Origin of the sequence: Pseudarthrobacter sp. NIBRBAC000502770 (assembly GCF_006517815.1) — a bacterium.
GTDB classification, from domain to species: Bacteria; Actinomycetota; Actinomycetes; order Actinomycetales; family Micrococcaceae; genus Arthrobacter; species Arthrobacter niigatensis.
The window spans coordinates 1,381,581-1,394,635 of sequence record NZ_CP041198.1; the positions used below are offsets into that span (position 1 = coordinate 1,381,581).

Annotated in this window: 13 protein-coding genes; 2 read left to right on the plus strand and 11 right to left on the minus strand. The window is 61.8% G+C overall.

From position 1 onward, the window contains the following. Nucleotides 1-8: 8 nt before the first annotated feature. Entirely contained in the window at nt 9-776 is a 768-nt protein-coding gene (locus NIBR502770_RS06685; RefSeq protein WP_141181434.1) for a sugar phosphate isomerase/epimerase, read from the minus strand. A gap of 145 nt (nt 777-921) precedes the next feature. Here NIBR502770_RS06685 and NIBR502770_RS06690 point away from each other — a divergent pair, with 145 nt between their 5' ends. Then, nucleotides 922-2,169, plus strand: coding sequence for an ROK family transcriptional regulator (locus NIBR502770_RS06690; protein WP_141181435.1), 1,248 nt, complete (start codon nt 922-924; stop codon nt 2,167-2,169). A gap of 149 nt (nt 2,170-2,318) precedes the next feature. Beyond that, complete coding sequence (locus NIBR502770_RS06695) at nt 2,319-2,750, plus strand: CBS domain-containing protein (protein ID WP_141181436.1); 432 nt, start codon at nt 2,319-2,321, stop codon at nt 2,748-2,750. A 534-nt stretch (nt 2,751-3,284) separates the two neighbouring features. On the opposite strand, the gene NIBR502770_RS06700 is transcribed toward NIBR502770_RS06695, so the two are convergent. The 10 genes from NIBR502770_RS06700 to NIBR502770_RS06745 form a co-directional block, all read right to left on the minus strand. Next, a complete protein-coding gene (locus NIBR502770_RS06700; RefSeq protein ID WP_141181437.1) occupies nt 3,285-3,887 on the minus strand; it encodes a TetR/AcrR family transcriptional regulator in 603 nt (200 codons plus the stop codon). A 76-nt stretch (nt 3,888-3,963) separates the two neighbouring features. Continuing rightward, nucleotides 3,964-4,767 carry a strictosidine synthase gene (locus NIBR502770_RS06705; RefSeq protein ID WP_141181438.1) on the minus strand — a complete coding sequence of 268 codons (804 nt, stop codon included), beginning with the start codon at nt 4,765-4,767 and terminating at the stop codon, nt 3,964-3,966. A gap of 29 nt (nt 4,768-4,796) precedes the next feature. Then, nucleotides 4,797-5,663, minus strand: coding sequence for an alpha/beta fold hydrolase (locus NIBR502770_RS06710; protein WP_141181439.1), 867 nt, complete (start codon nt 5,661-5,663; stop codon nt 4,797-4,799). Between the two features lie 43 nt (nt 5,664-5,706). Then, nucleotides 5,707-6,705 carry an NADP-dependent oxidoreductase gene (locus tag NIBR502770_RS06715; RefSeq protein ID WP_141181440.1) on the minus strand — a complete coding sequence of 333 codons (999 nt, stop codon included), beginning with the start codon at nt 6,703-6,705 and terminating at the stop codon, nt 5,707-5,709. Nucleotides 6,706-6,923: 218 nt separating this feature from the next. Then, complete coding sequence (locus NIBR502770_RS06720) at nt 6,924-7,637, minus strand: SDR family oxidoreductase (protein WP_141181441.1); 714 nt, start codon at nt 7,635-7,637, stop codon at nt 6,924-6,926. A 130-nt stretch (nt 7,638-7,767) separates the two neighbouring features. Beyond that, complete coding sequence (locus NIBR502770_RS06725; RefSeq protein ID WP_141181442.1) at nt 7,768-8,844, minus strand: alkene reductase; 1,077 nt, start codon at nt 8,842-8,844, stop codon at nt 7,768-7,770. Nucleotides 8,845-9,044: 200 nt separating this feature from the next. Beyond that, nucleotides 9,045-9,188, minus strand: a complete 144-nt coding sequence (locus NIBR502770_RS21175) for a hypothetical protein (protein WP_168223090.1) — start codon at nt 9,186-9,188, stop codon at nt 9,045-9,047. Nucleotides 9,189-9,518: 330 nt separating this feature from the next. Beyond that, entirely contained in the window at nt 9,519-9,671 is a 153-nt protein-coding gene (locus NIBR502770_RS21475; RefSeq protein ID WP_246857427.1) for a hypothetical protein, read from the minus strand. Between the two features lie 311 nt (nt 9,672-9,982). Next, nucleotides 9,983-11,017 carry a DUF4192 domain-containing protein gene (locus NIBR502770_RS06740; RefSeq protein ID WP_141181444.1) on the minus strand — a complete coding sequence of 345 codons (1,035 nt, stop codon included), beginning with the start codon at nt 11,015-11,017 and terminating at the stop codon, nt 9,983-9,985. A 1,156-nt stretch (nt 11,018-12,173) separates the two neighbouring features. Next, nucleotides 12,174-12,995: a fumarylacetoacetate hydrolase family protein gene (locus tag NIBR502770_RS06745; RefSeq protein WP_141181445.1), complete on the minus strand. Its 822-nt coding sequence runs from the start codon at nt 12,993-12,995 to the stop codon at nt 12,174-12,176. Nucleotides 12,996-13,055 lie beyond the last annotated feature (60 nt).

Below are 13,055 nucleotides of genomic sequence, written 5' to 3' on the forward strand. Positions count from 1 at the left end.
GGCATCGATCAGGCGGCTGCTTTCAACCATCGCGCGTTGTCTTTAAGAAGTGTCAGCCGGTCGAGATCGGTTACGTCGATCTCCAGAACGGTTGCCGCCTCAGGAGCCGCGGCGAGGCATGCCCCAACATCAACGTCCCCGGTGCCAAGCGGCGTCTGGCCAAGGCCACGCTGAGCGGGGCCGTCCTTGACGTGAAGAGCGATCACGCGGTCGCTGATGGAACGAAGATAATCGGGAACGTTGATGCCGGCGACCGTGGCCCAGTAGATATCCACTTCCGCCCGAATCGCCGGGCTCAGCAGATCCCACAGAGCCGCCATGCCTTCCCGGCCGGACGCCCCGGACCACTCGAATTCGTGGTTGTGATACCCGAGGGCGATTCCGTGGGAAGCGAGCTTTTCCGCCACAGTATTCATTCGGTCCGCGAACTGGGCTATCCGGGAGGGGCTTTCGAAGATCTGAGCGTCGAAGCCGGATACTTTTTTCGGGTTTGGCACGATGATCGTCCTCGCGCCGAGGGCATCAAGCTCGGCGATGAGTTCATCCAAGTCGGCGGGCACGGCAGCATGAGTGATACTCGTTGACACGCCCAAGCTGGCGCACACCTTGGAAAGGGCTCGGGCATCGGAGAGACGTTCTTCAAGCGCGATGCCACTCTCACCAAGGCCAAAGGGTTCGAATTCGTCAAAACCGATTTCTGCGAGCTGCTGCAGGGTCCCGGCCCGGTCATCTAGAAGCTGGTCCCGCAAGCTATAGAGCTGGACGGAGAGGGTCATGGCTACCTTTCATCGTTGATGGCCGCAACTGCAAAGACAGTTACTAGCTGAGCACTATTCGAATCTATCCAGCCAAATTTAGTTTCACAATCCGCTAAAATAATCCATATATGCAAATAATCAGGTGTATTGAAGGGCGCTCGTAATGACGGTTCAGAAGGTTGATGAGATCCGAAGCCGCCTGGCAGTTCTGGTGGCACTGCATGGTGGGGACAACCGGGCTGAGCTTTCCGCCAAGACTTCCTTGTCTCCTTCCACAGTCGGCGCTCATGTGGATCATCTGATCCAGCAGGGAGTCTTGGCGGAGGTTGGCGCCAAGCGATTGGGCGGCCGCGGCCGCCCAATCTACCAACTAGCCATGAACAACACGGCGGGCGTTGTTCTGGTTGCCGAACTGGGGGCGGTCGGCGCCATGCTGGCTGTCGGCGACCTTTCAGGCCGCGTGCTCGCCTCCGAACTGGCCGACGACATTGAGATGACGCCGGGTCCTGGGGAGGTCCTGGAAGAGATTTGCGCACGGCTTCTGGACTTGCTTCATTCCCTGTCGCTGACCGAGTCGGCGGTCCGCGCCTTCGTCATTGCGCTTCCTGGCCCCATTGACGACGTAAACGGGACGGTCGTCCGGCCGACGCTCCTGCCCGGGTGGGATGGTTACCCGATTGCCTCTGAGCTGCATGCCCGCTTCGGCTGGGCAGTGGAACTGCACAACGACGCAAACATGATGGCTGCGGGGGAGGCGCTGGCGCTGACACCGGCTGAGCTTCCGATGGTTTTCCTCAAAATAGGCAGCGGAATCGGATGCGGTGTCGTGCTGGAGGACGGGTCGATCTTTCAAGGCAAGGACGGCTCGGCCGGGGACATCGCGCACACTCCAGCCAGCGGCAGCCACGACGTGCTGTGCGGTTGCGGACGTGTCGGGTGTTTGGAAGCGGTAACCTCGACCCGGGCCATCCTGGGGAAGCTACGGGGCGATGGCGCCGGCTTCCCGTTTGATCCGTATGCGTCCCGGAAACTCGCCAAACTGCTGGAAGAAGGCGATCCCAGTGCCGTTCTCGAAGTGAGGAGAGCGGCAGAAATTGTTGGCGACGCCGCAGCTCTCCTTGTACAGATAATAAATCCAGCCACTGTCGTCATTGGAGGACTTGTGGCTGCGGCCAGCGACACTGTCATCGCGTCCGTCCGTGGACGCGTCTATCAGAGTTCCCAACCACTTGCCGTCCGTAGCCTCGTTATCAGACCAAGCCTTCTCGGAGAAAAAGCGGGAGTCACCGGCGCTCTTCGCCGAGCCGTAGAGATTGCCCTTGCACCTGAACGCATCGCGGCCTTAGGACGGACACCTGCAGCAGCGGTTAGCGTCGCACGTGGTGCTGGCGAGAGGCAGCCGTCCTTTTAGCGTGTGCCCTGGACCGGACTGGTTCACAGGTCGCACTAAGCACTTCGAGCCCGCTAACGCTCAGCGAAGGGCCCTGAGCAAGACGTGCATGATCCGGTTCCTCTAGTCTGCGACAGACCAGGCACCTATTCGACTAACTGGACGCCCACATGCTTGAAACCCTAAATCCGCGCTGTGTCAAAGACGCCATGATTACCTGCCCGAAGACCCTATCGGAAGACAGCAGCGTCGAAGAAGTCCGTAGGTTCTTCGCCGATGACCACGTTCATTTTGCGCTCATCGTGGATTTGAACGGGCGGCTCCTAACGACTTTGGAGCGTTCTGATATTCCTGCGGAGACCACTGGTACTACAAAGGCAAGTGGTTTTGGGACGATCCTTGGCAGAACAGTAGAACCGCAACAGTCTCTTGGTGCTGCCACCACAACTCTGCAGTCAGCAGGCCGCCGTCGACTTGCAGTAGGGGATGATGAGGGGAAGCTTCTGGGCCTGTTCTGCCGTAAGCGAACCGGGCTAAGCTATTGCAACAATGCAAGAGTTGCTGCTCGCGCAGCTGGCCTGGCGATGTCCACAGGAGGCTAAAGATGCTCATTGGCCTCTTTGCGCCGGTCCCCTTATTACTAAGGTGAAGAGCCGATAATGCGTATTCCGTCAACCTGGCGAGACTCGGACAAGCTGCACTGGATGACTCAGTTCCGTCCACAGTTGGGTCAAGTCGGGTTACCCACGGCTGGATATTGTGAGCCCCTGGATTAGTTACCGGAGCAGCAGCAGCGGTGGACAACCCAGGAGAATTGTCCCTGGCTGTGGGCGGCGGTGGGCTCGGCCTCTTGGTGGAATGGACTAAGGTCCCTGTCTACATGGGCCCAACAAGCCCCCTTTGTCAGGTTGGGGTGTATTTCAACCTGATATAAGAGTCGGTCTCACTGGTCGCCGGACATGCAATATTCACGACAGCGGGGACGGGCGTAATGCGGGAGGGCTGTGTTATCCGCAAGGGTGGAAGTGAATCTCGCATGTCGGCTGGCGATCCTGCTGGCTGCAAATCTGATGCGATATGACTCCCGTGTTCCCGCCGGTTGAGCTCCAGGCCTGTCCGGAAGTCTTGGCGAAGCGTCAGCGGGGCATCAGCAGGCTGATTTGGGTCCGTATGTCGTGCACGATGGCCTCGGTACTCAAGGCGGCGTTCACGCTTGCTGCCATGCTGATGAACATGATCGCCGAGATGATGCGTGCTGTCGTTGCGGCATCGCCGGAACCGGCCGGCTCCTCCCTGGCCAGGACCGCGGCGATGGCCTCCTCGGTCTGCGCGACGATGGAGAGGGCTTCGCTGTGGTGTGGCTCCGTCGGGTCGCCGAAGACCATCTCCCGCAGGTAGGTGCGCCCGTTGGCGACCTGGACACGGTTGCACTCCACTATCGGCCGCACGATGGACATCACCGCGGTCAGCACATCCGGGATGGTTTCAGCTTCCGCCCGGCCCCGCTCGAGCGCTTCGGCGTAGTGGGCATTCTGCACGAGCAGGAGGAGTTCCCCCTTGGTCTTTGCGTAGAGGAACAGGGTTCCAGTGCCGATGTCGGCCTTGTCAGCGATCTGCTGGGTTGTGACCTCCTCGACTCCGTGTTCCGCGAACAGTTCGCTGGCTGCGAGGGTGATGCGGTCGAGTTTCTGTTGCTTGTTCCGCTCGCGCCGTCCGAGTGGTTGTGACGCGACGGTCATGGGGTTCCTCCGTAAATGACTGGACTCAGTAATGAGTATAGCGATCAGGTGAGCCCCGGTCCCTCCGGCGGTATGTCTACTCTTCGTAGTCGGGGAGGGTGCGGCCCTGCCTGACAAAGGTGAGGGCTGCCTCGACGTCGTAGGCGTGAATCGCAGAGGCCAGCGGGGTCAACTGGTGTGACAGCTTCTCAACGGTGCTGCTGCTGAAGAAGGCGTCGCGGGCCGCTTCGTCGGCGAAGCCCAGCACGACCGAGGCATGGAAGCGCTCGTGGCTCGGGTTGTCGTGCGCGACGTGGGGTGTGTCCCACATTTTTTCGATCCAGGGCATGAACGACTGGGTGCGTAGTTCCGTCAGCAAGCCGGTGCCGGCCAGGGCAGGAATGAGTTCTTTCTGAAGGAACTTCCGGAATTCGACCGGGCGGACGCCACGGCGGCGACGGAGGTAAACGATGGCGCGTGAGCCGACTGTTTTTGCCGGGGAGGCGACGTCGTACCAGCGGGAGGCGTTCGGAGCGGCGTAGAGCAGCGTGCGGCGGAACACATTGATCTCGTCCTTGAACGCCAGGGCGGTCTGCTTGCGTCCCCGTAGCGGGGAGAGCGCGGATTGAAAGGTGACTTCAGCGATGCCGTCGATCCTGCGGTCACCGGGGATGGTGGTCTCCATCCCGGCGGTGGCTGGCAAGAGGCCGGGGTTGTGTTCGGCCAGGTGGATCTGCCGGTACTCCGCCAGACCGGGGGTGGCGGCGATGATGCCGGAGTGCGGACCCTTCCAGTAGTCCATTCCGGTGTGGCGGGGCTGGTCGCTGCGCACCCACAGCCGGATCGAGGAAGTGAAGTATTTTTTCACGCGGGGTTGCGTGGTTGACGGGGAGGTGCCCATGGGTGCCTTCTGATCGCGAGAGGGGATCGTCAGCGGGTGAGGAATTCGACGGCGGCGGGGGCGAACGTGGCGTGGTACTGGAAGATCCCGCCGTGGCCTGAGTCGGGGTAGATGATCAGTTCGGATCCCTTGATGCGCCGGTGCAGGTCCTCGGAGAGGACCGAGGGCACCATGCGGTCGTTGTCGCCGTTGGCGATGAGTGTCGGGTGCTCGAGTGTGGACAGGTCCGACGGGGCGGAGCGGCCAAACTTCTGGATTGCCTTCAGCTGGGTTTGGAATGCACGGGTGGTGATCGGCTTGTCACGGTCGACGGTGCGCTCCTGAAGGCGCTTGATGAAGAATTTCGCGGCAGTCTTGCCGGTGGTGTTGCGGTTGAAGAACAGGAACTCCTTGGGGTCCGACCGTGTCAGGGTGGCGCGGATTATGTCCCGGTAGGTGGTGCCGACGACCTTGTCGATATCTTTGCCTCCCCGCGGGCCGGTTCCGGTCAGCACCAGTTTGCGGACAAGGTCGGGGTGCTTGATGGCCAGGTCCTGGGCGATCATGCCGCCCAGTGAGAAGGCGAACAAATCGATCTTGTCGAACCCGAGGGCCTTGATGAAGGTATGGGCGTCGTCGGCCATTACCTCGATGCTGTCGGGAACCTGTCCGGTGGATGCGCCGACACCTGGCTGGTCGAAGGTGATGACGTGGCGGTTCTTCGCGATGGGGTCGATGATACGGGGATCCCAGTTATCCAGAGTGCCGGCGAGGTGTACGAAGAACACGACGGGGATGCCGCCCTTCGGTCCCAGCTCGCGGTAGGCGTAGGTGACACCGCCGGCGGCGACGGTGCTAGCGGGTGCTTTGGCGTACGAGGTGACAATGGGCTTCTTCGGGGTTTCGGCGTTGTCCACTTGTTCTCCTGGATGGTCTGCGGGCTGAAAGGTTGGTGGCGGGTCAGTTGTTGACGGTGAGCACTGCCTTGCCGCGGATGCCGCCCGCGGCCAGGGACTGGAGCGCTTGTGGGGTCTGCTCGAAGGTGAAGACCTTCCCAACGAGGGGGCGCAGCACGCCGGCGTCAACCAGAGCGCTGATCTGGCGCAGTTGGTCGCCGCTGGCTCGCATGAAGAGAAACTCATAGCTGACGCCGAGCTTCCTGGCCTGCCTCCGAATCCTGCTGCTGAGCCCGGTGACCGCCAGGCGCATCACGGGGTTGAGGCCTGCTTTGCGGGCGAACACCGGATCAGGCGGGCCTGCGATCCCAATCGCCTTCCCACCGGGCTTGAGGATGCGCAGTGACTTCTGCAGGTTCTCGCCGCCAAGGCTGTCGAGCACCAGGTCGAATCCGCTCAGGAGCTGCTCAAAGTCCTGGGTGCGGTAGTCGATGACGATGTCCGCGCCGAGGTCCCGCACGAAGTCGGCGTTGGAGCTGCTCGCGGTGGTTGCAACGGTCGCGCCGAGGTGCTTGGCGAGCTGGATGGCGATCGAGCCAACCCCGCCGGCGCCGGCGTGGATAAGAACCTTCTGCCCTGGACCAACGTTGCCCTGCTCGATGAGGGCCTGCCATGCCGTAAGCGCTACGAGCGGCAGGGAGCCCGCTTCCGCCATGCTGGCCGAGGCGGGCTTGAGCGCAAGGTCTTCCTCGGCGACGGCAATGCGCTCGGCGAATGTGCCGATGCGGTGTTGGTTGGGGCGGGCATAGACCTCATCGCCGGACTTGAATCCGCGCACCTTGGCCCCTACCTGCAGGACGGTGCCAGCGACGTCGTTGCCGAGGATCAGCCGGAGCTTGTAGGGAAGGATCTGCTTGAACTCACCCAGCCGGATCTTCTCGTCCAGCTGGTTCAGGCCTGCTGCCTGAACCTGCACGAGCACGTCCCGTTCGCCGACGGCCGGCTCAGGGACCTCGGCTTCGCGCAGCGGCTCCTTGTACTTGGTGACGACGAACGCTCGCATGCCGTGTTGCTCCTTCCGTAAGTGGGCTGTGGGACGGACAGCTTTCCAATCCCGATTACAATCAATTATGAGTTTACTCAGATATTTGTCAAGTTGCCTATGTGGGTGAGGTGCTGGGTCATCCCTGCTCGGAGCCTGCCATGGCGGTTCGATGAACCGGCATTGAGTGGTGCCGTGGTCATGATCTTGAGTCATGGCCACGGCACCGCCGATCCTTTCTAGGCTTTGGTGTGGGTCAGTTGAGGGTAAAGGGCCTCGATGGGGGCACTGAGTCCGGCCTTGAGCTGGACGGATGTCTCGTCGGCGAGAACCTCGTACTCGCCGGCTTCGACGGCATCCAGCACCGTGCGGACGAGATCGGCAGGGTCCATCTTGGGACCGGTGGCGTTCGAAGCCATCGCCGTGTCGACGTACCCGACGTGGACGCCCACCACATGGACGCCTTCGGGGGCGAGCTCCAGCCGCAGCGAGTTGGTCGCCGACCATAGGGCGGCCTTGGTCGCGCTGTAAATGCCGCCGACCGCGTACCAGCTCATGGCGGAGTGGATGTCGATGATCACGGAGTCATCCTTCGCGGACAGGATCGGCGCGAAGGCGCGGGCGAGGAAGAGCGGGCCGAGGAAGTTCGTCTCGACGTTGGTCCGGATCTCCGCGTCCGTGTGGGTGAGGATGCCCGGGCTTGCCACTGAGGCTCCGGCGTTGTTGATCAACACCGAGACGTCCCCGGCGGCTGCGACCGCTGCCTGAATGGAGGCGGAGTCGGCGACGTCGAGGGTGAGCGGGACGATGCGCTCGTCCTCCCAGGCGCGGGGGGTGCGGGCGGTGGCGTAGACCTTGCTGGCGCCGCGGGCGAGGGCGTCATGGACGAAGTGGGTTCCGATGCCGCCGTTTGCACCGGTGACGAGGACGACTGCTCCATTGAGTGAGGGCATTTTCTTGGTCTTTCTTATGACGGGACTGCATCCGCGCCGGCCGGCGCGGATGGTGGTGATGCTTCTTTGGGGACCCGCCCGCCTATGGCTGCGAGGGGAGCAGCCAGGGCGGCCGGCCTTGGGCGCCGGATCACGCGTTGGCAAGTACCGGGTAATCGGTGTACCCGGCTGCGCCGCCACCATAGAGGGTTGTGGGGTCCATTTCGTTGAGCGGGGCGTTGGAACGCAACCGCTCGACGATGTCGGGGTTGGCAAGCGCGAAACGGCCCAGCGGGGCGATGTCGGCAAGGCCGGCCTCGATGTCACCGGCGATCTGTTCGCGGTTGCGCCCGTAACGGACCACCAGGACCGCCGTCGGCCATACGTCCCTGAGGGATCGGAGCAGCTCGTCATCGCCCAGGTGATGAACGTGCAGGTAGGCCAGGTTCAGGGTCGCGAGCTCACCGACAAGGTGCCGGTACTGGGCGCGCACACTCTCGGTGTCACCTTCGTCGATTCCACCCAGGGGCATGGCGGGGGAGAGGCGGATGCCAACCCTGTCCGCTCCGATTTCCCCGGCCACAGCCTGGGCGATCTCGATCACGAACCGGGACCGGTTTTCTACCGTTCCGCCGTAGGAGTCGGTGCGGTGGTTGGCGTTGGGGGAGAGGAACTGGTGCAGGAGATAGCCGTTTGCGCCATGGATTTCGACCCCGTCAGCGCCGGCCGCGATGGCCGAGGCGGCGGCGTGACGAAACTCAGCCACGGTGGTCCGGATATCCTCGATGCTTAGCTCTCGCGGCGTCGGCGTCTTCTGCAATCCTGTTGGCGTGAATATTTCCTGGTCGGCGGAGATCGCCGACGGTGCCACCGGCTGACGGTGGTGGGGGGTGTTGTCCGGGTGGGACATCCGGCCCACATGCATCAGCTGGATGAACACCGCCCCACCGCCCGCGTGCACCTTGTCGGTGATCTTTCGCCAGCCCTCGATCTGCTCAGGGGTGTAAATCCCCGGCGTATTCGGATAGCCCTGCCCATCCCCTGACGGTTGCACGCCCTCGGTAATGATCAATCCCAGGGATGCGCGCTGCCCGTAATATTCAGCGGCCAGGTCACCCGGTGTGCCATCCGGGTTGGAACGGCTTCGGGTCATTGGTGCCAGCGCAAGCCGGTGGGGAAGGTCCACGCGGCCAAGGGTGAAGGGTTGCCAAAGAGAAGACAAGGTCATGAGAGTTCGTCCTTTGCATTCGAAGGGTCAGAGCATCACCACCGCGCCAAGCCGATGTTCGGCCCCGGGGAACAGGAAACCTACTTACTGATCCCATTTGGAAGTGACTGCACTCATAACTGAACGTAATCAGAGCTTATTCCCATTGGACGCGAAGATACCTGCCGGTGCCTGACCGGTCCTGGTGACGCGGCGCAGAATCACCTGGTCCGGGTGGATTCGGGGGACGCGAGACCGACGTGCGCCAGGCTGTTGCCGGGGAAATCGGAGCCGGGAAGGATGACGTCATCCCGCGTGGTTCCACGGAGCGAGGGGGCCATGAAGTGACCGGGGCGCTGGGCCACCCGGTTCTCCAGACCGGAAGATCCACGCTGAGCTGCGCGAACACCGTCGCGGGGCCTGAGCCCTGATGGCATCCCGATAGGCGCGTTTCAACGTCGAAGAAGCAACAAGGATCCCATCGGGATGCCATGACGCGAGTTCAGCTCCCACAAGTTCCAGCCACGGCCGCCGATCCTGGTCATCCAGAGGATTGCCGGCAGCCATCTTCTGCACGTTTGCGGCCGGGTGAAGGGAATCCGAGTCGATGAAAACGGCGCCCGTCCGTTCGGCCGGCGCGTACCCGACGGTGGATTTACCGGCCCCCGACACTCCCATCACGACAAGAACAGGCTTCATGACAGCGCCCCTTGATGCCCGGTCCCGGCGGAAATGGGGGAGAACCGCGTAACGATGACAGGGTCCTCAAGAAGGTCCTCCAGCGAGGCGTTGAGGCGCTTGACGGCATCTCCCGCACCGTGGGCGTCGAGCAGCCCGGAGCTTTCCACTTTTCGATCATGACGTTGTGCCTTTTGACCCTGCCTTCCTGGACATCACCGCCGTCAACCGGGCCCTGGCTGAACAGTTCTAACTTCCTATATCGCGGGAGAAATCGCCATCAAGTGCCGCTAAGAAGCAGCCCCTTTTGGAAGCACTCCCCCGCCTGTTTTGAAGAGCCGATAACCGACGTTCCGTCAAGCTAATTCGCTGGCTGGCTTAATGCCTGGGCCGCGTCTCGCTGTCGTTGCGGCAGAGGAGATCCGATGGAGTTGTCACTAGTTGAGAGGAAGCACATTGCCTTCGCGTTGCGGGGTAAGACTTACGGCATGTCGAACGGCAGGGCTCTGTAGGCCGTGTTCTTGTTCATGTTCCATCCTGCGACGATGCCGTAGCCGATCATTTGGTCGCTGAGGCGGGCGAGGCGGTAGGCGGGGTCTGTGTCGAGGGCGAGTTGGAGGAATTGGTGGGCTTTGCTGCCTCTTCCTTCCCACCAGTTGATGTAGCCGATGGCCGTGAGCACTGGGGCTGCGTGTTCGGGGCTGGTGCGGGTATAGGCGTGCAGGAGCACTTGTTGTGCCCACTCGATCCGTGACCACTTCGGGGCCGTTTCCGTTTGGGCGAAGAGGATGTGTTGCATGGGTTCGTCCACGCCCGGGATGTCCGCGATGAGCCGATCTCGGATTGCTGGGAACTGGAGATTCGCGACCAGGGCGTGGCAGTCGTCGTCACCGGGAAACTCGGTGGAGTCGAGCATGTCCGCCCAAAGTTTCCTGCCTTGCTCGAGTGCGGTGTCGCTTTGCTGGGAGCTGATCGTTTCCATGTGCTTTCCGACTGCGTTCGCCTTGGTTCGTGCCTCGCTGGTTGTTGGCAGGGTGATGCGGTCGGTGGCTTGGATGTAGCTGCCGCGGTAGATGAATTCGGCATTGATGGCGCTGGTTTGGGTGGAGCTGACGGGCAGGGCGATGCTGGTGCCGGGTTCGCCGTCGTAGGGGGAGAAGGTCGTGTCCCCGACGAACAGTCCGTCACGGATGGTGATCCCTTGTTCGGCAAGGACTCCGGTAAGTGCGGCGATGGTGCCGGCGTGGGGTTTGGTCTGGCCGGGGTGGGTGGTTTCGCTGGTGTAGACGGCGAAGAGGATGGATGTGGCGGTGGTGTCGCTGGTGAGGTAGTGGGCGACTGTACGCGCGTAGGGGAGTTCCTGGCCGGGTTGGCGGGGGAGATCGATGCGGAGTGTTGCTCCGATGCTGTTCTCGTTCATGGTGATGCAGACGAGGCTTTCCTGGGGCCAGAAGCCCAGGGTGTGGCCGATGAAGCTGAGGACATCTGATGGTGTTGTGATCGTGAGCTTTTCCATGATCGCGTTTCCTTCACCCTTGCGAATGCTGTTTCTTCTGCGGTTGTTTTTCGTGGGCGTCGTTCTGGTAGGGGACCATCCGCTGGGTTAGGGACCGGAGTGCAACTTGGGGGACCGGCGCCGGGATTGAAAACTTCGCTGCGGAGCGTGCGGACGTTGTTCTGGAAAGTTTTCGGTTCCGGTGCCGGCGCGGTAGCGCCCTGGTTGCGCGGAGGACCGCCCAGCGATTATGGGGGCGTATCAGAATGACAAGCAGCGATAGTGCGTTTGCTTATCCATCGCAAGGAACGGTGCCGGCGGCATGACTCACAAGGGAAAGGACCGCTCGGGCTGAATACCGCGGTCGTGCCGCGTGTGGAGGAGTGTGGAGAGCCGGAGGCTTGCGGGGAGGGGAAGGGCCGGCCGTGGCAGGGCAAAGAAAAGCCGCATCCCTCGTTGAAGGTCTGCGGTCGTGGATCTAGCGCTTGAGGATGAATGGTGGTGGGGATATTGTCCACACTTTCCGGTCCGGATGGACTGTTATTGGCTTGGTATTGCTTCGTATTGGGTATGTTCCCGCGGGTTCCCAGTCTTCTCACTGGCTGGAAGACGGTTCGAGTCCCACCTCGGGCACGACGTATTTCCTCGTCAGAGGCGATTTTGCTTTGACGTGTTGACAAAGCTTGCGGTCGCGTCGTCTGACGGGTTGGTCGCGGGCTTCAGCTTGGCCGCCGCGTGGGCCTATTCAGGTTGTGTGGGTGGCGGGCTCGGGACGCTGGCTGGTGGGCCTTCCGCCTGCTGAAGTGGGTTATATGGTTCCTCGTTCGGGTGCTGTCTGGTTGGGCGTGGTTGTCCAACACTCATTCATGGCTCAGGGGAGTGGGGACGACATGACTTCGGCGATCTCGCTATAGGGCGTCCCTGGGAGTCGGTCTTAGGGCGTGCGTGCGAGAGTCGTGCCCCGAGGTTTGTCCTGCCAAATTGGGTGTTGACAGTGTCCACACCTATGTCTGCTTTGTAAGTGTGGCCTTATGGTGCCGGCCGACGAATATCTAGGAAGCGCGGGGCACCTAACGTCCGTGCGTCAGCTCTGCCCCGGCATCTTCGTCAGAAAGAACTATCGACACCGGCTAAACATAGAACGCCGCACTTATCGGCAAATTCCACAGGGTATGCGTCAGGTGGTTTCTGCCCTGACGGTGTTTGTGATGCTGCCGACCCCTTCGACTGTCACGGTGACGGAGTCGCCGTCTTTGAGGAACAGTTGGGGGTCACGGCGGTATCCGACTCCGGCTGGTGTGCCGGTGAGGATGACGTCCCCTGGTTCTAGGGTGGTGAATTCGGAGATGGTGGCGATGAGTGTGGGGATGCTGAAGATCAGGTGGGAGAGATCCGATTTTTGGACGACTTCCCCGTTCAGGGTGGTGCTGATGCCGACCTTGCTGATGTCGGATTCTGCGGGTGTGACGATGTGCGGGCCGAGCGGGGTGGTGTTGTCCCAGATCTTGCCCTGCAGCCATTGGTGGGACTTGTTTTGGAAGTCGCGCATGGTGATGTCGTTGGAGACGCAGTAGCCAAGGATGTGGTCCATTGCGTTCTGTTCGACGATGCGGCGGCCTGTCTTGCCGATGATGACGGCGAGTTCGCCCTCGAAGTCGACCTGGGTGGACTCCGGGGGAAGGATGATGTCGTCGGCAGGTCCTATGAGGGTGGTTGTGTACTTGGGGAAGAGGGCGGGAAAGGTGGCCGTGCTGGTGTCGTCGGCATGGTCTTTGTAGTTCAGGCCCACGCAGAGGATCTTGCCGGCTTTTGGTGACGCCGCGCGCAGGGTGACTTCGGATAGGGGAACCCGTAATTCCCTCAGGCGGGCGGCACTGGCAAGGAGATCGGCGGATGTTTCCGGTCCGATGTCTGTGAGCCCGGCCAGCGGGATGAGGTATTCGCCGTGAACTTCGCCAAGGTAGTTGTGACCCTTGTATCGGTAGTTTGCGTAGGCCATTCGTTCTCTCTTCAGATCTTGGTTGCTGATACGGCAGTGGGCGGACGTGCGAAGGGCGTG

Coding starts and splice junctions, on each gene's coding strand:
- NIBR502770_RS06685 (WP_141181434.1), bottom strand. CDS start 776: ATGACCCTCTCCGTCCAGCTCTATAGCTTGCGGGACCAGCTTCTAGAT.
- NIBR502770_RS06690 (WP_141181435.1), top strand. CDS start 922: ATGACGGTTCAGAAGGTTGATGAGATCCGAAGCCGCCTGGCAGTTCTG.
- NIBR502770_RS06695 (WP_141181436.1), top strand. CDS start 2,319: ATGCTTGAAACCCTAAATCCGCGCTGTGTCAAAGACGCCATGATTACC.
- NIBR502770_RS06700 (WP_141181437.1), bottom strand. CDS start 3,887: ATGACCGTCGCGTCACAACCACTCGGACGGCGCGAGCGGAACAAGCAA.
- NIBR502770_RS06705 (WP_141181438.1), bottom strand. CDS start 4,767: ATGGGCACCTCCCCGTCAACCACGCAACCCCGCGTGAAAAAATACTTC.
- NIBR502770_RS06715 (WP_141181440.1), bottom strand. CDS start 6,705: ATGCGAGCGTTCGTCGTCACCAAGTACAAGGAGCCGCTGCGCGAAGCC.
- NIBR502770_RS06720 (WP_141181441.1), bottom strand. CDS start 7,637: ATGCCCTCACTCAATGGAGCAGTCGTCCTCGTCACCGGTGCAAACGGC.
- NIBR502770_RS06725 (WP_141181442.1), bottom strand. CDS start 8,844: ATGACCTTGTCTTCTCTTTGGCAACCCTTCACCCTTGGCCGCGTGGAC.
- NIBR502770_RS06740 (WP_141181444.1), bottom strand. CDS start 11,017: ATGGAAAAGCTCACGATCACAACACCATCAGATGTCCTCAGCTTCATC.
- NIBR502770_RS06745 (WP_141181445.1), bottom strand. CDS start 12,995: ATGGCCTACGCAAACTACCGATACAAGGGTCACAACTACCTTGGCGAA.